Source organism: Pseudofrankia inefficax, from assembly GCF_000166135.1.
Lineage (GTDB): Bacteria > Actinomycetota > Actinomycetes > Frankiales > Frankiaceae > Pseudofrankia > Pseudofrankia inefficax.
This window is the reverse complement of record NC_014666.1, coordinates 976,919-1,000,787: the sequence shown is the minus strand read 5'-3', so window position 1 is coordinate 1,000,787 and position 23,869 is coordinate 976,919. Positions and strand designations below refer to the sequence as shown.

Annotated in this window: 23 protein-coding genes and 1 tRNA gene; 13 read left to right on the top strand and 11 right to left on the bottom strand. The window is 72.4% G+C overall.

The features are described from left to right. Positions 1-145 precede the first annotated feature (145 nt). The gene (bioB, locus tag FRAEUI1C_RS04015) at positions 146-1,204 is read left to right on the top strand and encodes a biotin synthase BioB (RefSeq protein WP_013421999.1); all 1,059 of its coding nucleotides are present in this window, start codon (positions 146-148) and stop codon (positions 1,202-1,204) included. Positions 1,205-1,221: 17 nt separating this feature from the next. Beyond that, positions 1,222-1,458: a biotin synthase auxiliary protein BsaP gene (gene bsaP, locus FRAEUI1C_RS04010; RefSeq protein WP_013421998.1), complete on the top strand. Its 237-nt coding sequence runs from the start codon at positions 1,222-1,224 to the stop codon at positions 1,456-1,458. Between the two features lie 353 nt (positions 1,459-1,811). Here the strand turns inward: bsaP and FRAEUI1C_RS04005 are convergent, their stop codons facing one another. Further along, positions 1,812-2,039, bottom strand: a complete 228-nt coding sequence (locus FRAEUI1C_RS04005) for a biotin/lipoyl-binding carrier protein (RefSeq protein ID WP_041258822.1) — start codon at positions 2,037-2,039, stop codon at positions 1,812-1,814. 1,246 nt (positions 2,040-3,285) lie between these two features. On the opposite strand from FRAEUI1C_RS04005, the gene FRAEUI1C_RS03995 reads away from it, so the two are divergent. Beyond that, positions 3,286-4,059 carry a DUF5317 family protein gene (locus FRAEUI1C_RS03995; RefSeq protein ID WP_013421995.1) on the top strand — a complete coding sequence of 258 codons (774 nt, stop codon included), beginning with the start codon at positions 3,286-3,288 and terminating at the stop codon, positions 4,057-4,059. Further along, on the top strand, positions 4,040-4,114 hold the full coding sequence (locus tag FRAEUI1C_RS42135; protein WP_374113482.1) for a 50S ribosomal protein bL37: 75 nt from the start codon (positions 4,040-4,042) through the stop codon (positions 4,112-4,114). Before FRAEUI1C_RS03995 ends, FRAEUI1C_RS42135 begins: the two co-directional genes overlap by 20 nt. A 201-nt stretch (positions 4,115-4,315) precedes the next feature. Here FRAEUI1C_RS42135 and rsrA read toward each other — a convergent pair whose 3' ends face one another. The 3 genes from rsrA to FRAEUI1C_RS03980 form a co-directional block, all read right to left on the bottom strand. Next, positions 4,316-4,612 (bottom strand): mycothiol system anti-sigma-R factor, encoded by a 297-nt coding sequence (gene rsrA, locus FRAEUI1C_RS03990; RefSeq protein ID WP_013421994.1) that lies wholly within the window; start codon positions 4,610-4,612, stop codon positions 4,316-4,318. After that, complete coding sequence (locus FRAEUI1C_RS03985; RefSeq protein WP_041260097.1) at positions 4,609-5,220, bottom strand: sigma-70 family RNA polymerase sigma factor; 612 nt, start codon at positions 5,218-5,220, stop codon at positions 4,609-4,611. Before FRAEUI1C_RS03985 ends, rsrA begins: the two co-directional genes overlap by 4 nt. A gap of 431 nt (positions 5,221-5,651) precedes the next feature. Next, on the bottom strand, positions 5,652-6,371 hold the full coding sequence (locus FRAEUI1C_RS03980) for an alpha/beta hydrolase family protein (RefSeq protein ID WP_157734805.1): 720 nt from the start codon (positions 6,369-6,371) through the stop codon (positions 5,652-5,654). A 324-nt stretch (positions 6,372-6,695) separates the two neighbouring features. Between FRAEUI1C_RS03980 and FRAEUI1C_RS03975 the strand changes: the two genes are divergently transcribed. From FRAEUI1C_RS03975 to FRAEUI1C_RS03955, 5 genes are all read left to right on the top strand, one after another. Then, entirely contained in the window at positions 6,696-7,544 is an 849-nt protein-coding gene (locus FRAEUI1C_RS03975; protein ID WP_013421991.1) for a methyltransferase domain-containing protein, read from the top strand. 18 nt (positions 7,545-7,562) lie between these two features. Beyond that, positions 7,563-8,879, top strand: a complete 1,317-nt coding sequence (gene aroA / locus FRAEUI1C_RS03970) for a 3-phosphoshikimate 1-carboxyvinyltransferase (RefSeq protein ID WP_013421990.1) — start codon at positions 7,563-7,565, stop codon at positions 8,877-8,879. Positions 8,880-8,963: 84 nt separating this feature from the next. Further along, positions 8,964-10,046 (top strand): ribosome small subunit-dependent GTPase A, encoded by a 1,083-nt coding sequence (rsgA, locus tag FRAEUI1C_RS03965; RefSeq protein WP_013421989.1) that lies wholly within the window; start codon positions 8,964-8,966, stop codon positions 10,044-10,046. A gap of 83 nt (positions 10,047-10,129) precedes the next feature. Then, positions 10,130-10,996 carry a histidinol-phosphatase gene (hisN, locus tag FRAEUI1C_RS03960; protein ID WP_013421988.1) on the top strand — a complete coding sequence of 289 codons (867 nt, stop codon included), beginning with the start codon at positions 10,130-10,132 and terminating at the stop codon, positions 10,994-10,996. Between the two features lie 14 nt (positions 10,997-11,010). After that, positions 11,011-11,736, top strand: coding sequence for a glycerophosphodiester phosphodiesterase (locus FRAEUI1C_RS03955; RefSeq protein WP_013421987.1), 726 nt, complete (start codon positions 11,011-11,013; stop codon positions 11,734-11,736). A gap of 316 nt (positions 11,737-12,052) precedes the next feature. Here the strand turns inward: FRAEUI1C_RS03955 and FRAEUI1C_RS03950 are convergent, their stop codons facing one another. The 3 genes from FRAEUI1C_RS03950 to FRAEUI1C_RS03940 all read right to left on the bottom strand — a co-directional run bounded on the left by FRAEUI1C_RS03950 (position 12,053) and on the right by FRAEUI1C_RS03940 (position 15,454). Continuing rightward, entirely contained in the window at positions 12,053-12,196 is a 144-nt protein-coding gene (locus FRAEUI1C_RS03950; RefSeq protein WP_013421986.1) for a hypothetical protein, read from the bottom strand. A 460-nt stretch (positions 12,197-12,656) separates the two neighbouring features. After that, positions 12,657-13,907, bottom strand: a complete 1,251-nt coding sequence (locus FRAEUI1C_RS03945) for an alpha/beta fold hydrolase (RefSeq protein WP_013421985.1) — start codon at positions 13,905-13,907, stop codon at positions 12,657-12,659. 116 nt (positions 13,908-14,023) lie between these two features. Then, positions 14,024-15,454, bottom strand: a complete 1,431-nt coding sequence (locus FRAEUI1C_RS03940; RefSeq protein ID WP_013421984.1) for a gamma-aminobutyraldehyde dehydrogenase — start codon at positions 15,452-15,454, stop codon at positions 14,024-14,026. A gap of 430 nt (positions 15,455-15,884) precedes the next feature. Between FRAEUI1C_RS03940 and FRAEUI1C_RS03935 the strand changes: the two genes are divergently transcribed. Continuing rightward, on the top strand, positions 15,885-17,261 hold the full coding sequence (locus FRAEUI1C_RS03935; protein WP_013421983.1) for an NAD(P)/FAD-dependent oxidoreductase: 1,377 nt from the start codon (positions 15,885-15,887) through the stop codon (positions 17,259-17,261). 414 nt (positions 17,262-17,675) lie between these two features. Here the strand turns inward: FRAEUI1C_RS03935 and FRAEUI1C_RS03930 are convergent, their stop codons facing one another. Both FRAEUI1C_RS03930 and FRAEUI1C_RS03925 read right to left on the bottom strand, forming a co-directional pair. Next, entirely contained in the window at positions 17,676-17,951 is a 276-nt protein-coding gene (locus FRAEUI1C_RS03930; RefSeq protein ID WP_013421982.1) for a hypothetical protein, read from the bottom strand. Positions 17,952-18,290: 339 nt separating this feature from the next. After that, entirely contained in the window at positions 18,291-18,779 is a 489-nt protein-coding gene (locus FRAEUI1C_RS03925) for an Lrp/AsnC family transcriptional regulator (RefSeq protein WP_013421981.1), read from the bottom strand. A 240-nt stretch (positions 18,780-19,019) separates the two neighbouring features. Here FRAEUI1C_RS03925 and FRAEUI1C_RS03920 point away from each other — a divergent pair, with 240 nt between their 5' ends. Then, complete coding sequence (locus tag FRAEUI1C_RS03920; protein ID WP_013421980.1) at positions 19,020-20,435, top strand: aspartate aminotransferase family protein; 1,416 nt, start codon at positions 19,020-19,022, stop codon at positions 20,433-20,435. Positions 20,436-20,496: 61 nt separating this feature from the next. Here FRAEUI1C_RS03920 and FRAEUI1C_RS03915 read toward each other — a convergent pair whose 3' ends face one another. Further along, positions 20,497-20,820, bottom strand: coding sequence for a DMT family transporter (locus FRAEUI1C_RS03915; RefSeq protein WP_013421979.1), 324 nt, complete (start codon positions 20,818-20,820; stop codon positions 20,497-20,499). 93 nt (positions 20,821-20,913) lie between these two features. Here FRAEUI1C_RS03915 and FRAEUI1C_RS03910 point away from each other — a divergent pair, with 93 nt between their 5' ends. Next, positions 20,914-21,513, top strand: coding sequence for a TetR/AcrR family transcriptional regulator (locus tag FRAEUI1C_RS03910; protein ID WP_013421978.1), 600 nt, complete (start codon positions 20,914-20,916; stop codon positions 21,511-21,513). A gap of 68 nt (positions 21,514-21,581) precedes the next feature. Here FRAEUI1C_RS03910 and FRAEUI1C_RS03905 read toward each other — a convergent pair. Further along, positions 21,582-21,658 (bottom strand) — tRNA-Met (locus FRAEUI1C_RS03905). 192 nt (positions 21,659-21,850) lie between these two features. On the opposite strand from FRAEUI1C_RS03905, the gene FRAEUI1C_RS03900 reads away from it, so the two are divergent. After that, positions 21,851-23,851: a primary-amine oxidase gene (locus FRAEUI1C_RS03900; protein ID WP_013421977.1), complete on the top strand. Its 2,001-nt coding sequence runs from the start codon at positions 21,851-21,853 to the stop codon at positions 23,849-23,851. Positions 23,852-23,869: the final 18 nt, after the last annotated feature.

Below are 23,869 nucleotides of genomic sequence, written 5' to 3'. Positions count from 1 at the left end.
GCGCCACGGCCACGCCGGGTCGGACAATGAGCGGGCCTGGCGTTACGCCAGCCGCGCTCGCCTGACCCGCCGACGCCCGTCCCGCCGCACACACTGTCCCGATGTCCACTGACCCAATGCCGGTTCCGGCGGCTGGAGTGAACCTGTGACCCCTCCTGTGACCACCGTCAGCCCGACGGCCCAGCAGCCGGCGACCGAGCTACCGGCGGACGTGACGGCGCTGCTCGCCACCGCCCGCGCGCAGGTTCTGGTCGAGGGCCGCGGGCTCGACGAGGCGCAGGTGCTGGCCGTGCTGGAGCTGCCCGACGAGGCGGTGCCGGAACTGCTCGCGCTCGCGCACGAGGTGCGCACCCGCTGGTGCGGGCCGGAGGTCGAGGTCGAGGGCATCGTCAGCCTGAAGACCGGCGGCTGCCCCGAGGACTGCCACTTCTGCTCGCAGTCCGGCAAGTTCGACTCGCCGGTCCGCTCCGCCTGGCTGGACGTGCCGAGCCTGGTCGAGGCCGCGAAGGCGACGGCCGCCACCGGCGCGACCGAGTTCTGCATCGTCGCGGCCGTGCGCGGACCGGACGCCCGGCTGATGGCCCAGGTCCGCGAGGGCGTCGCGGCGATCCGGGCCGCCGTCGACATCAACGTGGCCTGCTCCCTGGGCATGCTGACGCAGGACCAGGTCGACGAGCTGGTCGCCATGGGCGTGCACCGGTACAACCACAACCTGGAGACGGCCCGTTCGCACTTCCCGAACGTCGTGACGACTCACAGCTGGGAGGAGCGCCTCGACACCTGCCAGATGGTCCGCGCGGCCGGCATGGAGCTGTGCTGCGGCGCGATCCTGGGCGTCGGCGAGACTCTCGCGCAGCGGGCCGAGCTCGCGGCGCAGCTCGCCGTGCTGGAGCCGGACGAGGTACCGCTGAACTTCCTCAACCCGCGGCCGGGCACCCCGTTCGGTGACCTGCCGGTGGTCGGAGCCAAGGACGCCCTGCGGGCGATCGCCGCCTACCGGCTCGCGATGCCGCGCACCATCCTGCGCTACGCGGGCGGCCGGGAGATCACGCTGGGCGATCTCACCGAGGACGGCATGCTGGGCGGCATCAACGCGGTGATCGTCGGCAACTACCTGACCACACTGGGCCAGTCCCCCACCACCGACCTGGCCATGCTCGACCGGCTGTCGATGCCGATCAAGTCGCTGCAGGCGACGCTCTAGGCCCGGGACGAGCACAGGTGACCGCCGAGCACGACACCCTGGCATCGAGCGCCACGCCGCTGGTGTCCGCGCCCTACTGCGACCGCTGCGGCGAGCCAGCCGGAACGGGCACACACGAGCGCTGCGACGCGGCCCGCGCCCTGGAACCACCGCGTTACTGCCCCACCTGCCGGCGCCGTCTCGTGGTCCAGGTCGTCCCCACCGGCTGGACCGCCCGCTGCGCCGAACACGGCGTCAGCACCTCGCCCAACTGACCCGCTGACGCCGGACCGCGGGGTTCGGGCCGCGGGGTTCGGGCCGCGTGGTCCGGCCGCGGGCGCCGGGGCTCAGACTCCGGGCCGCGGGCGCCGCGGGCCGGTCCGCGGGAGGTTCTGGCCGCAGGCCGGCGCTCGGGCCCGGGGCCCGGCGCTCTGGGGGCGCAGGCCGTGGCGCATGAGGTGCCGCGCCCTCGCAGCGCTGAGCCAGCGCGGGCGGCGGCACTCCTACCCCGTGGCCGCCGGCCGCGATCATGGCGCAGGACCGACGGGCTTCCGGGCACCGGGACCCGGCTCCCAGACGCGCGACCCAGCCCCCACCCGTTGGGCTGGGGCCATTGAGTCGGCGACCCTTAGACGGGCATGGGTTCGACTACTGCGATGAGGTCACCGTCCTGGACGACGTCGCCCTCCTGAACGGCGATCTGAGCAACGGTGCCGCCGTCCTCGCTGATGACCGGGATCTCCATCTTCATCGAGTCGAGGATCACCAGCGCGTCCCCGGCCGCGACGGCGTCGCCCACTCCGACGACAACCTTCCAGACGTTCGCCACCATCTCGGCGCGGACTTCCTCGGCCATGGTCATCCCTTCCGGGGCACGGGTGCGCGGGACGCGCACGGGTCGGGGCGCTCGGGTTTTCGACCGGCCCGTCCGGGCCTGACGGGCGAGATCACCCGGCAGACCTTCGCCCAGATCGGCGTCACCCGGATCAGCGTGGTCAGATCGGCCAGGGCGGTCCCGCGAAGCCCCGGACCCCTGCCGATCCGCTTGCCAGCGTAGACCGCCTCGCCCACGCCGATCCGACCGTGGCGCCGGTGTGTCAGATCAGCCCCATCCCCGTCGATCGGCGGACACGCCCTCGTAACGCCATACGCACCGCGCGCCCCGCACCGCGGAACGCGGAGATCACCCGCACCGCGGAACGCGGAGATCACCCGCACCGCGGAACACAGAGATCACCCGCACCGCGGAACGCGGCGGGCGATGGGGCGCCCTGGCGATCGCTCAAGCGATGGACGGTTTGTCCTTCAGGCGAGCGACGGTTCGAGCCGCCGAACCGCCCACCCATCTGGCGATCTTCGAACGATCCGGCGGTGGATCACGACGATGATCGCCAGTTGCGCAGAGATAAATGCGACAAACCGGGGCACCGAACGACGATTCCCCCTGCCCAACCGACGATCATGAAGAACTGGGCCGGCGCCAGGGCGCGATGATCGCCAATTGCGCAGGGGAAACGGCGGCCACGGAGGGCGACCGCCCAGAATTGACACGGCGCCCGGACGACCACCGACCACACTCCGACTCCCAGACAACCCGGCTACCGCACGCGATCGCGAACCTGACCAGGCACGGCCCCGGTGAAGCTGAGGCCACCGCGTCCCGGCCCGCCGCGATGCGAGCAGGCCCCGCCGGCCGCGCCGCGGCCAGGCCCCCGGCCGTGCCAGGCTCCGCCGGCCGGGACCGAGGCAGGAGCGGGTCGAGGCCGAGTCCGATCGAGCCGAGTCCAGGACGGACCCGCCGGAGGCCGAGGCCGGGACCCGGGTCGAGGTCGAGTCAGACCAAGGCCAGCCCCCGGACCGACCGGGGTCGAGGCTGAGCCACGCCGAGGCCGAGCCAGACCGAGCCAAGCCGAGGCCGAACCGGCCGGGCCTTGGACCGGGCTGAGCCCGAGCCGGGCCACGCCGAGCCGGGGCCGGTCCTGCCCGGGGCCGAGGCCGAGGCCGAGCGCGGGCGGGGGGCGGGGGCGGGAAAAACCGACAAATACCTGCGATGACGGCCAGTCGATGCGGGGTAGAAGGGGACGGGCTAGGAGACTACGGGTGTGTTCGTTCTCCTCGTCCTTGCCCTGCTGGTCGGTCTCCTGATCGCCCGGCTGCGCGGGGGGACCCTGGACGCGCTCGGGCGGGTCCGGGTACGGCTCGGCTGGTTGGCCGCCGTGATCGTCCTCGCGCTCGTGGTCGCCGTGGTCGCGCCCCGGCTCCAGACCGTCGGCTGGCTGGCGGCGGCCGTGCTCGCCGCGATTCTCTCCGCGGCCAATCGGCGGATTCCCGGGCTGCTCCTGCTCTTCATCGGTCTCGCGCTGAACGCGGCCGTCATCGGCGCGAACCACGGTCGCATGCCGGTCTCGACGTCGGCGATCAGCTCGGCTGGGATCGACCGGGCCGACGTGGCCCGGTCGGACCACTACGTGCTCGCGGACCATGACACCCGGCTGCGCTACCTGGGGGACGTGATCGCGTTTCCGTTCTGGGGAGCGCCCGCGGCCCTCAGCGCCGGCGATGTGCTGATCGCGTCCGGGATCGGACTCTTCGCCGGGCTCGCGCCGGTGCGGGCGAGCCGGACCCTGCGGGCCCGTAGGGAGGCCCGCGACCGCCGCCGCGGCCACCGCCAGGCGCAGGCCGCGGGAGACGCCGACGCCGACCCGGGTGCCGGCTCGGCCGCGGGTCGCCGGCCGGTCGCCGCGCTGCCGGCCGGGCCGGCGGCGGGCGTCACTCCCACGCCTCGGCGTGGCACGATGGCCGCTGATGTCAGCGACGAGCGGCATGGCGGCGACGACCGAGAAAGGAGATCGCGGCATGGCGAAGAAGAAGCGTAAGCGGCGCGCCCGCGCGAAGAACAAGGCCAACCACGGCAAGCGCCCGAACGCCTGAGGCGATCGGGCGGAACCGGGCCCTGAGGGCCCTTCGCCCGCTCCGCCTGGGTCGGGCGCCTAGAGCGCCCTCCCCAACCTCAGTCTCCGGTACCTGTAAGTCTGGGACTGGCCCGGTCCAGGGTCGGGATCATGGCTGAGTCGCGTCGGAACGACGAACGCCCCGCCGGCTTGAGCCGCGGGGCGTTCGTCGTCACTCGGTCTACTCGGCGTGGATCTCCGGGGCGCCGGCGTCCGTCCTCGCCTCGGCCCGGACCGCGCGCAGGCGGGCCATCAGACTGACCCGTAGCGAGTCAGGAGCGCGCTCGCCGCCGCACTTGCGCGCCACGAGCAGCTTCACCTCCTGCTCGACGCCGAACTCGCGCAGGCACGGCGAGCACTCGTCGAGATGAGCCCGGATCAGGTTCTGCTGACTGCCGTCGCACTCGTTGTCGAGATACAGGAACACCGCGTCGAGAACCTTGCGACAGTCGATCTCGTGCGGTTCGCCGCAGCTCACGAAGCACCGCCCTCGCTCCCGGTGGAGCCGGCGGGAACCAGCCCGCGCTCCCTGGCGTACTCCTCCAGCGAGTTGCGCAGACCGCGCCGACCCCGATGCAACCGGGACATCACCGTGCCGATGGGGGTGCCCATGATCTCAGCGATCTCCTTGTAGGCGAAACCCTCTACATCGGCCAGATAGACGGCCATGCGGAAGTCCTCGGGCAACGCCTGCAGTGCGTCCTTGATGTCGCTGTCAGGCAGATGCTCCAGCGCCTCGGCCTCGGCGCTCTTCAGACCGGTCGACGTGTGCGACTCCGCCTCGGCCAGCTGCCAGTCCTCGACCTGCTCGGTCGGGCTCTGCAGCGGCTGGCGCTGCCGCTTCCGGTAGCTGTTGATGAAGGTGTTCGTGAGGATGCGGTACAGCCAGGCCTTGAGGTTGGTGCCCTCCTGGAACTGGTGGAACGCCGCGAACGCCTTCACGAAGGTCTCCTGGACGAGATCCTCGGCGTCGGCCGGGTTGCGCGTCATCCGCAGCGCGGCCGCGTACAGCTGGTCGAGGTACGGAAGGGCGTCGCGCTCGAATCGCGCGCCCCGCGCCTCGGTGGTCTCGTCGACCAGGATCACTCCCTCACCGCTCGGAGAGCCGGGAGGAACGACCCCCCGGACCTGCGTCGCGGGCCGCTGGACGGCTGACTTCGCGTCAACGGTCGGAGCGGCCCACGGACCGCTCGCCGCCGTCACCGTCGCGATGTCCTCGGCCGCCAGATGCTCCGGCCCCGTCGGGGCGTTCTGGCCCGTTACGTCTTCCCATCGCGCGAGCGGCTGCGCCGAGCGGCTCTCACCGGCCTTCTTCGGGGACGATACCCCGCCAACCGGGAGTGCGCCTGACGGCGAAGCGCCCCCGATGACCGGCCGCGGGACGAAACCGCCCACCGCCACCGGCGCGGCTACCTGCCGGAACAACTGGCTCTCAGGCGTCAATGTCGGACCTCCGTGACCTCTGCTTGCACACTCGCCAACCGTCTGGGCCGCCGGTGGATTCCCGGCCGGCGCGATCACCCGCGGGCGCCGTCCGGATGCCCGTGGACGCGGCGGGCCAGCCAGTCGGATGCCAGGCCGGCAGCCTCGTCGACGACCTCGGTGGCCGGCCGGCCGTCGCGGACCCGGACCTTGAACGAGTGGTCGGCCCGCGCGATCACGACCACCTGGATCTCACGCGCCGGATCGGCCCGCGGCCGGCCGAACGAGTCCCGCTCCCCCTGCAGGACCAGGACCGGCACCCCCGCCCCAGAAAGCTCGTCCTGGCGCGAAGGCCGGTCGCCGGGCGGGTTCAGCGGGAAGCCGAGAGCCACGACCCCCCGCGCCCCGACCTGGCGAGCGGTCCGTACCGCCACCCTGGAGCCCATCGAGGCCCCGGCCAGGGCGAGCCGCGACGGACGGCCCAGCGCCTCGACGGCGGCCGTCAGGACGGAGTCCAGGCGCGCGGCCCGGTCCGGGGCCTTGCGGCCGGCCACCCGGTAGGGCATCTCGAGGCGGGCGACGGTGACGCCTGCGTCGCCGAGCCGCTCGGCCAGCCGCAGCAGCACGGGGGTCTGGGTTCCGGAGCCCGCGCCGTGCAGCAGCACCACCACCGGTGGGCCATCGACGGCTTCGGCGGAAAGGCTGCGGCCGCTGGCCTCGCTGCCTGCGGTGACAGGGCGCTCGACGCCGGGAACCACGAACAGCGCCCCGCCGTCGACAGATAGGACGGTTTCGGGCGGGGTCTTGGTGGTCATAGCGGTAGTGCCGCGCACAGCGGCCTGCGAGGTCACAGGGACCTCGGCGCGGCCCGTCGGGGCGATGTCCGCCGGGCGCGGAGCGGGAACGGACATGTGGTCAGTGGGAGAGGGCATGCGGGCGGGCAGGGACGGCGTGGCGCGGGACGACGTGGCGTGGATCGACGAACGGCGACACGCCGGCCGATCCGCGACGGCGGTGCCGCCGGACGCGGTCCGGGTCGCCGGGGCACAGGTGATCGCAAGTCCGTGGTCGTCGGAGACTTCCGGCTCTGGTGTGTGACATGCCTCGCATCGCGGCCCTTCGAAGGGTAGGAATGGTTCATGCTGTCTGGTCCCGGCGCCGAGCCGGAACTTGTGGTTTCGGAGCGACGCCCCGCCGCGCCCACGGTCGTCTGTGAGGCTCCCGCGGGCAGCGACGATCCCTACTGGTCGTTCTACGACGAGGTCGCCTCGGTTCAGCTGAGGCAGTGGCTGCCGCCCGTGCCCTCCCGGGTCCTCGACGTGTCCGGCCAACGAGACAGGTTCGCCCACCAGATGGCGGCCGCCGGGCACCGGGTGATCCGGGTTGTCGGCGACCCGCGGCAGCCCGCCCCGGCCCGGGCCGCGGCCGACGTGCGGCGCGCGGCCGAGCATCCCGACTCCCGGCTGGCGCCGGGGGCCCTGCTGCGGGTGGCCGGCGACGCCCGCAGTCTCGACTGGTTCGCTCCCGGCTCCTTCGACGCCGTCCTCGCCGAGGGCCGGGCGCTGTCGTTCTGCCTGGCCACCGAGGCCACCCTCGAGGAGATCTACCGGCTGCTGCGCCCGGGCGGCCAGCTGCTGCTGTGCGTCGACTCGCTGCTGCTCGGGCTCGCCCGGCTGGCCGAGCAGCACCGGTGGGCCGAGCTGTCCGACGTGCCGCGGGCGGACGTCGTGCTGGTCCCGGCCGAGGACGGGACGATCACCCGGTGCTTCTGGCCCGAGGAGCTCAAGGCCGTGCTGACCAGCGCGGGCCTCGAGGTCGACTGGGTCAGGCCGCGCAGCGTGCTGTCGGCGGAGGCCGTCAAGCGCGCACTGGCCGCCGACATGTCGTCATTCCCCACCCTCGTCCGGACCGAGGTCGAGCTCGCCGCCGAGCGCGAGGGCGAGTCCATCGGCATCCACCTCATCGCCTCGGCTCGCCGCCCCGGCTAGCCGGGCAAAATAGGGGGCGTGACGACAGCGACGCGCGTCCCCGCCGACCCCTGGCCGGCACCGACGGCCCACGGCCCCGTGCGGGCTGTGGTGCGGGTACCCGGCTCCAAGTCCGGCACGAACCGCGCCCTCGTCCTCGCCGCCGCGGCGGACGGCGTCTCCCGGCTGCGCGGCGCGCTGCGCTCGCGGGACACCGTCCTGATGGCCGGGGCGCTGCGCGCGCTCGGCGTCGGGATCGACCAGGACGAGTCCGCGTGGGTGGTCCGCGGCGGGCTGGGCCGCCGGGACGGGACGCCGACCGCGATCGACTGCGGCAACGCGGGCACCGTCGCCCGGTTCACCCCGGCGCTGGCCGCGCTGACCGACGGCGACGTGACGTTCGACGGCGACCCGCGGATGCGCCACCGGCCGCTGACCCCGCTGCTCGACGCGTTGCGCGCCCTGGGCGCCGTCGTCGACGGCGACACCATGCCGCTGGTCGTGCGCGGCCGCGGCGGGATCACCGGTGGCGCGGTGACCGTCGACGCGTCCGACTCCAGCCAGCTGATCTCGGGCCTGCTGCTGGCCGCGCCCGGCTACGACCAGGGCGTCGAGGTCAGCCACGTCGGCGGCCGGCTGCCGTCCGGGCCGTATCTGGACATGACGGTCACCGACCTGCGCGCGGCCGGCGCGACCGTCGAGACCGAGCCCGGCGATCCCGCGGACCCGACGGGCAAGCCGCCGACCTGGCGGGTCACGCCCGGCCCGCTGCGGGCCTACGACCGCGCGATCGAGCCGGACCTCAACAGCGCGGCGCCGTTCCTCGCCGCCGCGGTCGCCACCGGCGGCGAGGTGACGATCCCGGACTGGCCCGCGGTGACCACCCAGCCCGGTCGGATGCTGCCCGGGCTGCTGGAGGCGATGGGCGCGCACACGGAGCTGACTCCCGAGGGCCTGCGGGTGCGTGGCGGGGACGGGCTGCACGGTCTGGACGCCGACCTCGGTGACGTCGGCGAGGCCGCCCCGGTGCTGACGGCGCTCGCGGTGCTCGCGGACTCGCCGTCCCGGCTGCGGGGCATCGCGCACCTGCGGCTGCAGGAGACCGACCGTCTCGGGGCGCTCGCCGATCAGCTCGGCCGGCTCGGCGCGGACATCTCGGTCACCGAGGACGGCCTGGCGATCCGGCCGGCACCGCTGCGCGGCGCTCGGCTCGACCCGCTCGCCGACCACCGACTGGCGATGACCTACGCGGTGGTCGGGCTGCGGGTGCCCGGGATCACCGTCGACGACATCGCGACGACCGGGAAGACGGTGCCCGAGTTTCCAGCGATGTGGGCGGCGATGCTGGCTGCATGAGCGGCACACAGCGGTGATCGGCGACCGAGACCTGACCGGCGGGCGACCCCATGACCGGCGGGCGACCATGAGCGGTGACCGGCGGTGACCGGTGTCCGGCGCGACTCCGGGCGCCGCGAGCTGGACGAGGACGACGTCCGGGCCCGGCCGGGCAAGGGCTCCCGGCCGCGCACCCGCGAGCGGCCCGAGCACGCCGACGCGGTGGACGGCGTCGTCGTCGCGGTCGACCGCGGCCGCTACACCTGCCGGCGCACCGCGGCCGACGGCCGGGCCGTGCACCCGGGCCCCGAGCGGGCCAGGGACGAACGGGCCCGCGCGGCCCGGGACCAGGCGGGCGCGCTGATCGAGGCGATCCGCGGCGGCGCCGTGCGCCGGGTCCCGGTCGTGGTCGGCGACCGGGTCTCGCTGGTGGGCGACACGTCCGGCCGTCCTGGCGCGCTCGCCCGGATCGTCCGGCGGGCCGAGCGCACCAGCGTGCTGCGACGCACCGCGGACGACACCGACCCGTCCGAGCGGCCGATCGTCGCGAACGCCGACCGGCTCGTCATCGTCGCCGCGCTCGCCGACCCGCCGCCACGGACCGGGCTGATCGACCGGTGCCTGGTCGCCGCCTATGACGGCGGGCTGGAGCCGGTGCTGTGCCTGACCAAGGCCGACCTCGCCGACGACGGCGCGCTGCGCGAGCTGTACCGGCCACTCGGAGTGATGATCGTCACAAGCCGGCCGGACGTCGATCCCGCCGAGCTGCGCGAGCTGATCACCGGCCGGGTGAGCGTGATGTTCGGGCACAGCGGCGTCGGCAAGTCGACGCTGGTCAACCGGCTGGTCCCGGACGCGGCCCAGGAGATCGGCGCGGTCAACGCGGTCACCGGCCGCGGCCGGCATACCTCGTCGGCCGCGGTGGCGCTGCCGGTGCCGGGCGGCGGCTGGGTGGTGGACACCCCGGGCGTGCGCTCGTTCGGGCTGGGGGCGGTCAGCCTGGCCAGGGTGCTCGCCGCGTTCGCCGAACTGGCGGAGGCCGCGGCCGACTGCCCGCCCGGGTGCACGCACGCCGAGGGCCTGGCGGACTGCGGCCTCGACGAGGCGGTCCGCGACGGACGGGCGGAACCGGCCCGGCTGGCCAGCCTGCGCCGGCTGCTCGCCGCCCGTGGCGGCTCGGCGGCCTGATCCGCGCCGGCGGATCGGCGGCAAAGGCGTCCGCCCCGTCACAGAAGCCGTTTCGTGCGCTGGCTGGCCCGTAGGCTCTAGGCGTGAAGCTGTCTGACACAGCGGCGGTCGTCTCCGCCTCCTCGACGGGCGCCGTGGGTGAGCCCACCGGCGAGAGTTGGCCGACACCGGCGGACGACCTCGCCCTCGCGCTCAGCCTCGCCGACGCAGCCGACAAGATCACGCTGGCCCGCTTCCAGGCGGTGGACCTGCGGGTCGAGTCGAAGCCGGACAACACCCCCGTGTCGGACGCGGACACCGCGGTGGAGTCGATGATCCGGGAGCGGCTGACCGCGGTCCGCCCGGCCGACGCCGTCCTCGGTGAGGAGGAGGGCCTCGCGGGCGCTGGCGACGCGAAGCGGCGCTGGATCCTCGACCCGGTCGACGGCACCAAGAACTTCGTTCGCGGCGTCCCGGTCTGGGGAACCCTGCTGGGGCTGGAGGTCGACGGCGAGATCGTCGCCGGCGTCGCGAGCGCCCCGGCGATGGGCCGGCGCTGGTGGGCGGCCAAGGGCGGCGGCGCCTTCACCCGCACCGCCACGGGCGATACCCGGGCGCTGCGGGTCTCCTCGGTCGGACGGCTGGAGGACGCCTTCCTGTCGTTCGCGTCGATCGAGAGCTGGACCGAGCGCGACCGCCTGCCCGAGCTGCTGCACCTGGCCGCCCAGGTCTGGCGGACCCGGGCGTACGGCGACTTCTGGTCCCACATGATGGTCGCCGAGGGCGCCGTCGACGTCGCTGCCGAGTCGGTGGTGTCGCTGTGGGACCTGGCGGCGCTACAGATCATCGTCGAGGAGGCCGGGGGCCGGTTCACCGACCTGCGCGGGGTGCGCGGCGCCGGTCACGGCACGGTGCTCAGCTCGAACGGCCTGCTGCACGACACCGCGCTCGCCTCGTTCAAGACCGAGTAACGGGGCCGGCCGCGGTGGCCATCGGGTTCGCGCACCGGGGAGCGCCGGCCTGGTACCAGCGGGAGAACACCCTCGCCGCGTTCGAGCGAGCGCTCGCCCACGGCGCCTCCGGGCTGGAGTCGGACGTCTGGCTCACCGCCGACGGCGTGCCTGTCCTGCACCACGACCAGGAACTCGGTCCGGCCAGGATGCGGGCGCCGGTGCCGGGATTGACGTCCGGAGCGCTGCCCGGCTGGCTGCCGACGCTGGCCGCCTTCTACCAGCGGCTGGGCACCGGCTTCGAGTTCAGCCTCGACGTGAAGACCCCGGCCGGTGAGACGGCCGACGCCGCCGTGGCCGCGGTGATCACGGAGGCCAGGGCGGCCGGCGGCACGGACGCGGTGCGCCGGCTGTGGATCTGCGGGCCGCGCGGATGCCTGCGCGCCTGGCGGGAGCTCGACCCGGACGTCCGTCTGGTCAACTCGACCTCGGTCCGGGACATCCGGGCGGACGGCGGGATTGGGCCGTATGCGCGCTCATTGGTCGAAGCCGGGGCGAACGCGCTGAATCTGCGGTCAAGAGACTGGGTCGCGCCGACAGCGCCGATGGTGGGCGTACTACACGATCACGGTCTGCTGGCATTCGGCTGGGATGCCCAGCGATCCGCGACGCTACGACGGCTGCTCGGTTACGGCCTGGATGCGGTCTACAGCGACCATGTCGACCGACTCGTCGCGGCGACGACGAACAGCGCCGTCTGATCGGCGCCCGAACACCGCCACACATTGCGTACCGGTGGATTGTCCGTCTCCCGCCGGTCAGTAATAGGAACAACGGCGGGCGGGCCGGTGGCATCCGGAATCGCATGTCGATCGCCGTCCGACATCAGTCCCCTACCGGGCGGCGCAATTTCCAGCGGTCTTCCGATCGGCGCGTCGGCGAAGCGGACGCGAGATCGCGAGCGGCCCCGGTCACCCGCCAACCTCAGGCGGGTGACCAGATCTCACACTCCTCCGCCTGACGCCCAGCCGGGGAGCCGCCCGCGCGCGGGCGACGGTCACCGAATCGGTGAGCGGTTCAGCCCTCGTCGGCGACGGCGACTTTCAACATCTGCGCCGGAAAGCCCGTCCGCTGTGCGACGTTATCTACCGAGTAACCCTGACGTACCAGGTCACGGGCCTGGTCAAGGGTCCAGCCGCGGCCCGGGTCGAACCGGGTCACCACAACCTCGCTCGAGTCACGACGTTCCTCGGGCCAGCTAAGACGTGCACGGCGTGCCAAGGATCGACCTCCGAATAGTTCCATCGGGGCGTCCGGGGGTCTCCCCCCAGGGCAGACATTGCGGGGCCCGGCGGACCAACGTCGAACAAGGTGGCCCGTCCGTGTCTGCAGCCGTCACCAACGAAGGTCGCATTCGCCGCGAACTGTTGCGCCGCGAGCTGGGTCCAACGAACTGGTGCCCTGCAAGCTGGAGTCCAACGAGCTGGTACCCAACGAGCTGGTGCCCCACGACATGCGAGTGACCGACGCCGCTAACTCTACGGTAGCGCTTCCTCGGGACTAAATGTGGAACATACCCGTGCCGCTTGTCACGACCCTGCCCGATCTTCACGCGATCTTCTCCTGGCGATCGGCCGCACGGTAGATCATCCACGGTTCGTTCACGATATCCGCGTCTCGGTCAGCCGGCTTTGAAAAGGCGCGCGGCCGGGTCGCTCCGGCCGGCATCCCGGTCGGCGTCGGCGAGGCGTCCAGGGCGGCCCGCGGGTCCGGCGCGGCCCGTCCGACCCTCCGCATCGCCATGGCGGGCACGTGGCGCCGAGACCGGCCGGGATGCCTCCTCGGCCGGCGCGTCCGGCGGCAGGGCGCGCGACCGCAGCAGCGCGCGCCACTCTCGAACGGTGTGACTGCCCGGTCGCGTGGTGGCGAAGAAATCGGCTAGGACGGCCTGAAAACGGTCCGGATCGGTGTGATGCGGGAAATGGCCGGCGTCCGGGAAGATCTCCAGGCGGCTGCCGGGCATCGCCTCGTGGGCAATCCGGGCGTGCTCGACCGGGATGACCGCGTCATGCGCTCCCCACATGATCAGCGTCGGCATGCCCTGGGCCAGATAGCAGCGGTCCAGCATCGTGATCGCCTGGCCCCGGGCGTCCACGGCGGAGCGCAGCGTTCGCAGGAACGCGGCCCGCGACTGCCCCGTCGCGAGCCCGCCGAACACCCGGGCCACCTCGTCCGAGTCGCGGCCGAGGTCGGTGCCCAACAGGCCGAGGGCGCTGATCACCCCGTGGCCGGCGAGCCGAGCCGGCGGCAGCCGCAGCAACGACAGGAGCGCCTCACCACCGGGCGAGGCGGCCAGCCGCAGCAACGGGCTGACCTGCGGCCCGACCCCGCCGGTGCCGACCAGTACCAGCCGCTCGCACCGCTCCGGGAACTGGTAGGCGAACTGCATCGCCACCCCGCCGCCGAGCGAGTGACCCACCACGGTGACCCGCTCGATGCCGAGGACCGTCAACAGGTCGCGCATCCCGCAGGCGAACCCGCCGACCGAATAGTCGGCCCGCGGTTTGTCGGACAGGCCGTGGCCCAGCAGGTCCGGGGCGATGACGGTGTGCCGGCGGGCGAGTCCGGGCAGTACCGGGAGCCACGTCGCCGAACTGTCCCCGATGCCGTGGATGAGAAGCACCGGCGACCCACGACCGGCCCGCAGGTAGGCCCGTCGATGGCCGTGCACGGTGAGGAACCGGGGCGAAAGTGTGTCCTTGCGGCTCGTGGCGCCGCCCGTTCGCGTGGCACCGCCCGCCTTGGCGGCAGGCGCGCGGACGGCCGCGTCCCGCCGGCCGCCGGCCTCGTCAGACCCGCCGCCACTCGCGTCCGCGACCAGCCGCGACGCCCCGCCCGTCCCGGTCCCGTCGTCCCCGCCCGCCGTCCGCATAGCGACCACTCGCCTTTCGCCCGGAGAGGGGCGGCGGCGCGAAGGATGACCCGTCGCGCCGCCCTTCGCCGGCCGCGTCGCCCGCGGGGCTCAGCCAGACCAGGCCGCCGCGAGGCTCAGAACTCGAAGTTGTGCATCACGTGCTTAATACGTGTGTAGTCCTCAAGACCGTAGATCGACAGATCTTTGCCGTATCCACTCTTCTTGAAACCACCATGTGGCATCTCGGCCACGATCGGAATATGGGTGTTCACCCAGACCGCGCCGAAGTCGAGTCGTCGGGCGACCCGCATCGCCCGGCCGTGGTCGGTCGTCCAGACGCTGGACGCCAGCCCGTACTCGACGCCGTTGGCCCATCGCACCGCCTCGTCCTCATCCGAGAACTGCTGCACGGTCACCACCGGGCCGAAGATCTCCGACTGGGCGAGCTCGTCGTCCTGCCGGACGCCGGCGATGACCGTGGGTGGGTAGAAGTACCCGGGCCCGTCCAGCGCCACACCCCCCGTGACGACCTGGGCGTGCTCGGGCGTGCGCCCGACCATCCCGGACACCCGGGCGAGCTGGTTCGCGCTGTTGAGCGGGCCGAACGCGGCGTCCTCGTCCGACGGCGGGCCCACCTTGGTGGCCCGGGCCGCGTCGCCGAGAGCGGCGACCAGGTCGGCGTAGATGCCGGGCGCGGCCAGCACGCGGGTCGCGGCCGTGCAGTCCTGGCCGGCGTTGAAGTAGCCGGCGCCAGCGATGCCCTCGGCGACCTTCGCCGCGTCGACGTCGTCGAACACGACGACCGGCGCCTTGCCGCCCAGCTCCAGGTGGACCTTCTTGAGGTCGTCGGCGGCCGCCTTGGCGACCTCCATGCCGGCCCGGACGCTGCCGGTCACCGAGACCATCGCGGGCGTCTTGTGCGCCACCACCGCGCGGCCGCTGTCCCGGTCGCCACAGACGACGTTGAGCACGCCGGGCGGCAGGAACTCGGCCGCGATCTCGGCCAGCAGCAGGGTGCTCGCCGGGGTCGTGTCCGACGGCTTGATCACCACGGCGTTCCCGGCGGCGATCGCCGGAGCGATCTTCCAGATCGCCATCATGAACGGGTAGTTCCACGGGGTCACCTGGCCGCACACGCCGATCGGCTCGCGCCGCACGTAGCTCGTGTGCCCGTGCATGTACTCCCCGGCCGACCGGCCCTCCAGCAGCCGGGCCGCGCCCGCGAAGAACCGGACCTGGTCGGCCGACGGCGGGATCTCCTCACTGAGCGTGAGCCCGACCGGCTTGCCCGTGTTGCGCACCTCGGCCGCGACGAGGTCGTCGGCGCGCTCCTCGATCGCGTCGGCGAGCTTCAGCAGCGCCCGGGACCGCTCGCTGGGCGTCGCGTCCCGCCAGCCCTCGAACGCCTTCGCCGCGGCGGCCATGGCCTTGTCCACGTCGGCGGCGCCCGACAGCGGTGCCTCGGCGTACTGCTCGCCGGTCGACGGGTCGACGATCGGCATCGTCCGGCCGTCGGCCGTCGGCACGTACTCGCCGCCGATGAAGTTGCTCAGAACCTCGCCCATCCGACCTCTCCAGTCCCCGACGTCCTGCTGACCACGCCTGTTGTGCTGCCCGCCGCGATGTTCGTGACGACGTTCCCACGCTTGCCCGGCGCACCCGTCACATGTCGGTTCAGGAAACACGCCGGATCCGCACTGGACATACGGATGCCGTCTCCGAACCGGGGTAGTACGGTCGAAGTCGGCGGTTTAGGGCAGACTAAAGCACGGATACCGTGCTTGTGGAGGGATCTCGGCAGAGAGATCTCCGGGTACGCACCCCGCCGGGCCGCCGGCTGCCGGACGGACCGGTCGGTCGAGCGCCGCCCGACGACAGCCCAGCCCCCGGGCCGGGAGAGGCGACGACGAGAATCAGGCACAGATGACGCACCCCGTTCGGCGACAGGCTGGACGAGATCCGGTGCTGTATCGCTACGAAGGGTAGGCAGCCACGGTGGCTGACGCGAGCCGGTTCCTCCGCCGCACGGCCGGGCTGCTGCCCGGCCGCAAGACGCCTCCCTCGGCGGGCCTCGTGGCCTCGCTCTGGACCGACCAGCTCGCTGCCCCGGTGACGGCACGCCCGGCGCTGAGCGGCACGGTGACCGCGGACGTGTGCATCGTCGGCGCCGGCTTCACCGGGTTGTGGACGGCCTACCACCTGGCCGGGCTCGCGCCGGACAAGCGGATCGTGGTGGTCGAGCGCGAGGTGGCCGGATTCGGCGCCTCCGGCCGCAACGGGGGCTGGTGCTCGGCGCTGTTCCCGGTCGAGTCGCTGGCGGAGGCGATGCGGCCGGCGCTCGCGGCGACCATCGACGAGGTCGGCGCCATCGCCGCCGCGGAGGGCATCGACTGCGACTTCGCCAAGGCGGGCTACCTGTGCCTCGCGACCACGCCTGCGCAGGCCTCCCGGCTACGCACCACCGCCGGTGACGACTGGCTGGACGCGGACGCCGTCGCCGCCCGGGTGCGGGTCGCCGGCGCGCTCGGCGGCACCTTCGACCCGGACTGTGCCGCGCTGTCCCCCGCCAAGCTGGTGCGCGGGCTCGCCGAGGCGGCCGAGCGGCGCGGTGTCACGATCTACGAGCAGTCCGCCGCGCGCCGGATCTCGGCCGGACGGGTCGACCTCGCGGGCGGCTCGGTCCGCGCTGACGCGGTGATCCGGGCGACGGAGGCCTGGACGCCTCGGCTGCCCGGTTACTCCCGCGAGATCGTTCCGCTCTACTCACTGATCATCGCGACCGAGCCGCTGCCGGCCGCCGTCTGGGACGAGATCGGCTGGCGCGAGCGGTTCACCCTCAACGACAACCGGCATCTGATCATCTACGCCCAGCGCACCGCCGATGGGCGCATCGTGCTCGGCGGCCGGGGCGCGCCCTACCACCTCGGCTCCCGGATCAGGCCGGCGTACGACCGCGAGGACACCGTCTTCGAGCACCTGCGCCACACGCTGGGCACGCTGTTCCCCGCCGCCGCGCGCGCCGAGATCACCCACCGCTGGGGCGGCCCGCTCGGGGTGCCGCGCGACTGGACCCCGACCGTGCGGTTCGACCCGGCGACGGGCCTGGGCAGTGGCGGCGGCTACGTCGGCGACGGCGTCGCCGCGGCGGCGCTGGCCGGCAGAACCCTGGCCGAGCTGGTCGCCGGGCACGAGACCCCGAACACGAAGCTGCCCTGGGTGAACCGCGCCCCACGGCAGTGGGAGCCGGAACCGCTGCGCTGGCTGGGCATCAACGCGGGCCGCATCGGCGCCGCCGCGACCGACGCCCGCGAGAACCGCACAGGCCGCCCGTCCCACCTCGGCAAGGCCCTGGAGCTGCTCACCGGCCACTGAGCCCAGCTCGCCCCGACCGAGGAGAGCTGGGCTCGGCCCCGGCCGGCTAGCCCCACCAGGTCGCCCGGCCGTATTCGGCCCGGCCGCCCGGGCGGCCGGGCGGCCGGGTTCGGCTGGGCTCGGCCGGCTGGGCTCGGCTGGGAGCTGGCGGGCCCGCGGGCGCGGCTGGGGCCCCCGTCGATCTTCGCCACAGCCGGGCGGCGACGGATTCCATACCCAGACGCGGATCTTCAGGCGGCGCCGAGCCAGTGGCTCATCATGATCGCGAACCACGTATGGATAAAAGGAGCAAATCGGCCACCAGGCGCCAGTTTCCATACCTGGTTCGCGATCAAGGCGTCCTGCGACAGGTCAACTAGCCTGTGATCGCCAGTTGGGTATGGAAACCGGCGCTCCGGGTGGCTACGGGTGGGATCAGTGCAGCGGCCGGTTCCGCCAGCCGTGGACAGTGGTGCCTGGGCGGCCGTCGGCGGCCTCGGCGGCGGCGAGCAGGGCGCGTGCGAGGGCCGTCGCCTCGACCGGCCCGAGGTAGGCGACGGCGAACGAGTCGAACATCGGCGACACCAGCCGAAGCAACACGACCGGCGCGTTCCCGGCGCCGGACGACGCCTCCGGTCTGACGGTGATCTCGGCCCCGCCGAGGTGGGTGACGAGTGTCCTGTCCGACGGATCGCGCTCGACCAGTGCCATGGGCCGTCCTATCCATCCCTGGGGCGAGCCAGGCCTGGTCCGGCCGCCCTACCCCAGTCGGACTCCCAACCCGATCCACTGGTTGTGCATCAGTTGTTTCACGTGAACCATCTCCCGATGCGTCCCCAAATCGAACCACCGGAGGGCCGAAACAGCGATCTTCAGTGCCCCTGATCCGACGCGACCAGACGCCCGGAACCTGGCCCCGCCCACGCGACCCAAGAACCCGGCCACCGCCGGAGGCCGACCACGAACATCCACGCCAGCTGACAACAGACGTTGGGAGGGCGCTCAGCGCCCGACAGGCGTTCGTTGATCAGACGCCCTCCGGGCGTCCGATCAGCGAACGCCCCAGGTGTAGGTCTGCTTGACCAGGCGGAGGTAGACGAAGGTCTCGGTCTCGCGGACCTGTGGCAGCGCGCGAATGTGGTCGTTGACCAGCGAGATCAGGTGCTCGTCATCCTCGGCGACGATCTCCAGCAGCAGGTCGAACGACCCGGCCGTGATGACGACGTAGTCGACCTCCGGCAGGCCGGCGAGCGCGTCGGCGACGACGCGGGTATCGCCCGTCACGCGGACGCCGATCATCGCCTGGCGCTTGAACCCGACCCGCAACGGGTCGGTGACCGCGACGATCTGCATGATGCCGGCGTCCAGGAGGCGCTGCACCCGCTGGCGTACCGCGGCCTCGGACAGGCCAACCGCCGCGGCCATCGCGGCGTAGGACCGCCGGCCGTCCTGCTGGAGCTGTTCGATGATCGCCTTGTTGACGTCATCCAACAGCGGTTCGGCCGACGCGCGACCACCTGGCGCCTTACGTGTCTGCACCGGCTTCCTCCTCGCCCGCGCGTCCGACCGCCGGCCGGCCCCCGCACTGTGGCCGTCGGCGTCGGAACGTCCTGAGACGGTGACCCGCGGCGCGATGGCGGTTGCAATCGTATGACCTTGCCGTGACTGCCATGATGCGGCAGTCATATCGGGTTCTTCCTGCGGATTCCCTCGTACAGGCGACCGATCGGCTACGCTTTCAGCGTTGAGACCGCTCGACGTGCGCCTTGGAGGGCTACCGTGACCACGGCTGATACGACCACGGCTGCAACCGAATCCACGACGGTCGAGGCGGCGCTCGCCGGGCGGGCCTCCGGGCTGGCCGAGCGGGAGGAGGCGCGCCTGGCCGCGGCCACGCCCGGCTCCGGCGCGCTGCACGAGCGCGCGCTGCGCACGATGACCGGCGGGGTGCCGTCCTCCTACCAGTCGCGCGACCCGTGGCCGATCTACCTGACCCACGGCAAGGGGGCCCGGGTCTGGGACGTGGACGGCAACGAGTACTCCGACTTCCACAACGGCTTCGGCTCGATGGTGCAGGGTCACGCCCATCCGGCGATCATCCGGGCCGTCACCGAGCGGGTCGGGCTGGGAACCCATTTCGCGATGCCGACCGAGGACTCGGTCGTCGTCAGCGAGGAGTTGGCCCGCCGGTTCGGGCTGCCGCAGTGGCGCTACGTCAACTCGGGCTCCGAGGCGACGATGGACGCGATCCGGATCGCCCGCGGCGTCACAGGCCGGGACACCATCGTCAAGATCTTCGGCTCGTACCACGGCCACCACGACTACGTGATGGTCTCGATCGGCGCGCCGTACTCGGACATCGGCCCGGCCGACAACATGAACTCCCTCGGCTACGGCGCCGGCATCCCCCAGGCCGTCATCGACCTGACCGTCCCGGTGCCGTTCAACGACGCGCCCGCGATGGAGGCCCGGATCGAGCGCCTGATCGCCGAGGGCCGCAAGCCGGCCTGCGTGATCATGGAAGCCGCCATGATGAACCTCGGCGTGATCCTGCCGGAGCCGGGCTACCTGGAGGCCGTCCGGGAGATCACGCGTCGGCACGGGATCGTCCTGATCTTCGACGAGGTGAAGACCGGCCTGTGTGTCGCCGCCGGCGGCGCGACCGAGCGGTTCGGCGTCACCCCCGACATGGTGACGCTGGCCAAGGCGCTCGGCGGCGGCCTGCCGTCGGGCGCGATCGGGGCCACCGACGAGATCATGGAAGTGGTCGCCTCCGACAAGGTGAAGCAGGTCGGCACCTACAACGGCAACCCGCTGTCGATGGCCGCGGCCCGCGCCAGCCTGGCCGAGGTGCTCACTCCCGAGGCGTATGTCCACCTGGATCGACTCAACGACCGTCTGATCGCCGGCTGCGACGAGATCCTTGGCCGCTATGGGATCGCGGGCTACACGGTCGGCATCTCGTCCAAGGGCTGTGTGCACTTCACCGACGCGCCGATCCGGGACTACACCTCGTTCATGGAGCACCAGAACGCCGAGTTGCCCGAGCTCGCCTGGCTGTACAACGCCAACCGGGGCGTCCTGATGGCCCCCGGCCGCGAGGAGGAGTGGACCCTCTCCGTCCAGCACACCGACGCCGACGTCGACCGTTACCTGGAAAGCCTCGACGCCATGGCCAAGGACCTGACCAACTGAGGCGAGCGGGCAGAGACGGCGGTCGCGCGCCTCTGCCCGCACCGGACCACGTACGTCTCGCCTATTCGGCTACCAGGTTCAGGCCGATGACGCCGGCGATGATCAGGGCGAGCGAGATGGTCTTGATCCAGCCCATCGACTCGCCGAGAAAGAAGACCCCGACCACGGCGACGGCCGCGGTGCCGACCCCCGCCCAGATCGCGTAGGTCACGGACACCGACAGGGTTCGGACCACGCGGGCCAGCAGCCAGATCGACAGGCCGTAGCCGAGCAGCACGACGGCGGACCACCACGGGTCCTTGAAACCTTCCGCACGCGGAAGCAGCGCGGTGGCGGTGACCTCGCTGCCAATCGCCGCGATGAGCAGGGCAAAGGCTGCGTACATGACGTTCCTCCGAACGTAGCGATCGCTACAAGCGTAGCGTAGCGGTCGCTACATTCAGAGTCGCGGAGGCGACCCGCCTACGATGTGGGCTTCATGGGGCGACGAGAGGACCTGCTCGACCAGGTCACCGACCATGTCTTCGAACATGGCCTCATCGGTCTGACGCTGCGCCCGGTCGCCGCGGCGATCGGCACCAGCGACCGGATGCTCATCTACCACTTCAACAGCCGCGACGAGCTCGTCGCGGCTGTCGTCACCCGCGCGGAGGACCGGGCGATCGCCGCGGTCGACGCGCTTCCCGGGACGGATGGGGTGCGTCAGGGGGTCAATGCCCTGTGGGCGGCCCTGCAGACCGACCCGCTCCACCGCGCCACGGACATCTACGTCCAGGCGGCGGCGACCGGGCTGATCGGTCAGGAACGCTTCGCCGCCATCGTGTGCGAGGCGAACGACCGGTGGGTGCGGGCTCTGGAGGACTACCTGGTCCGCTGTGGAGCGCCCCCGGAGCGGGTCGCCCGAGTGGTCCGGCTTGTCGACTCCAGCCTGTACGGGTTCCACCTCGACCTGAGCACCGACCGGCCCGACGAGCTTGCCATGGGCGTCGACGACCTCGCGGCCGCCGCCCAGGCGATTGCCGCCGGCTGGGACCCGGCGGCCCTCGGCCGCCCGGAGGCGCCGACGTCGGTCAGCTAGCGCGCACGGATCAAGGCCGCGCAAGACCAAGGGCGCCCGCCTCGATGAGACGGACGCCCTTGATCAGATGGTAGCGGGGACAGGATTTGAACCTGTGACCTCTGGGTTATGAGCCCAGCGAGCTACCGAGCTGCTCCACCCCGCGTCGGTGTTGGTGTCACTGTACCCGATGGATCAGGCTGTCAACCTTGATCATCGCCCGGGACTTCTGGCGACGCCGGCCTCGATGCCGGACGCTCCGCGGCCGGACCTGTTTTCCCTGCTCGAAACGCGACGAGTGCCGCCGGCAAACAGGCGTGTCCTAGCGTGGGCCACCCGTCCGAAGGGACCCGACCCCATGACCAGCACCGACACGGTCGCGATCTCGGGCCATCCGCTCGAGCCACTCGACGCCGACGAGGTGGCCGCGGCCTCCGCGATCCTGACCGCGTCCGAGGTCTTCGTCGAAGGCTCGCGGTTTGTCTTCATCGAGCTGGCCGAGCCGCCGAAGGCGGACGTCGTCGCCTGGGTGCCCGGAACCCCGTGGGACCGACAGGTAGCGCTGCTGCTGCGCAACCCGAAGACGCGCAGCACCTATGAGGCGGTCGTCTCGCTCACCCGGGGCCTGGTCGTCTCGTGGCGGGTCGCCGAGGGCCTGCAGGCCCCGACCACGGCCGCGGAGTTCATGGCGTGCGAGGAGATCGTGCGGGCCGACCCGCGCTGGCAGGCGGCGATGCGCCGGCGCGGGGTCAGCGACTTCGGCCTCTGCATGGTCGACCCGTGGGCGGCCGGCCACACCGGGCCCGAGGACGATCCAGCGCTGCGCCGGATCCTGCGCCCGCTCACGTTCGTGCGCACCTCGCCGCATGACAACGGGTACGCCCGTCCGGTCGAGGGGCTGATCGCGGTCGTCGACCTCGACGCCATGGAGGTCATCGACGTCATCGACCACGGCGTCGTCCCGCTGCCCCCGCTCGCCGGCAACTACGAGCCCGACCTCCTGGTCGAGCCGGGCAACGTAACCGGCTTCACCCGGCTGCGCGAACCGCTGCGGCCAATAGTGATCACACAGCCGGACGGCCCGAGCTTCACCGTCAGCGGGCACCACGTCGAGTGGGCCAACTGGCGGCTGCGGATCGGGTTCACGCCGCGCGAGGGCCTGGTGCTGCACGACGTCGGCTACGTCGAGGCCGGGGTCACCCGCCCGGTCCTCTACCGGGCGTCGGTCGCCGAGATGTACGTGCCGTACGGCGACCCGGGACCGACGCACTGGAACAAGAACGTCTTCGACATGGGCGAGTACGGCCTCGGCTGGTTGGCCAACTCGCTCACCCTCGGCTGCGACTGCCTCGGCGAGATCTTCTACTTCGACGGCGTGGTGAACGACCAGGACGGCGGCCCGACGACGATCCCGAACGCGATCTGCATGCACGAGGAGGACGCCTCCGTCGGCTGGAAGCACACCGACTTCCGGACCCTGCGCGGCGAGGTGCGCCGCAACCGCCGGCTCGTCATCTCGTTCTTCGCCACGGTGGGGAACTACGAGTACGGCTTCTACTGGAACCTCTACCTGGACGGCTCGATCGAGCTGGAGATCAAGCTCACGGGCGTCCTGTCGACCGGTGCCTGTGAGCCGGGCTCGGACCCCGAGCACGGCACGCTGATCGCGCCGGGGCTCTACGCGCCCAACCACGAGCACTACTTCAGCATCCGGCTCGACATGCGCGTCGACGGCGACCGGAACAGCGTCTTCGAGGTCGACTCCCGCTCGGCCGGCCCGATGGGCCCCGCGAACCCGCACGGGAACGCCTGGCGGACCGTCCGGACCGCGATCACGTCGGAGGCGGCGGGCGGCCGGGACGGCAACCCCCTCAACGGCCGCTCATGGCTGATCACCAGCGCCGACCGGACCTCCCTGCTGGGCGCCCCGACGGCGTACAAGCTGGAGCCCGGGGCGTACACGGCGCCGCTGTGGGTCGACGGCTCCCAGCAGTCGCGGCGCGGCGGGTTCGCCACCAAGCAGCTGTGGGTCACCGCGTACGACCCGGCCCAGCGGTACGCCGCCGGTGACTACGTCGCCCAGAACGTCAGCGGCGACGGCGTGAGCCGGTATGTCGAGGCCGACCGGCCGTTGACCGACACCGACGTCGTGCTCTGGTACACGGCCGGCGCCCACCATGTCGTACGGCCGGAGGACTGGCCGGTCATGCCCGTGACCAGGGTCGGCTTTCATCTCAAGCCGTTCGGCTTCTTCGACGGCAATCCGATGCTCGACCTCCCGCCGGAGAAGCAGGTCGGCCACCCCGCCGGCACCGGCGGCTGCTCCCACTGCGCCGACGGGCAGTGCGCCTGCCACTAAGGAGCGACACCGCGACGA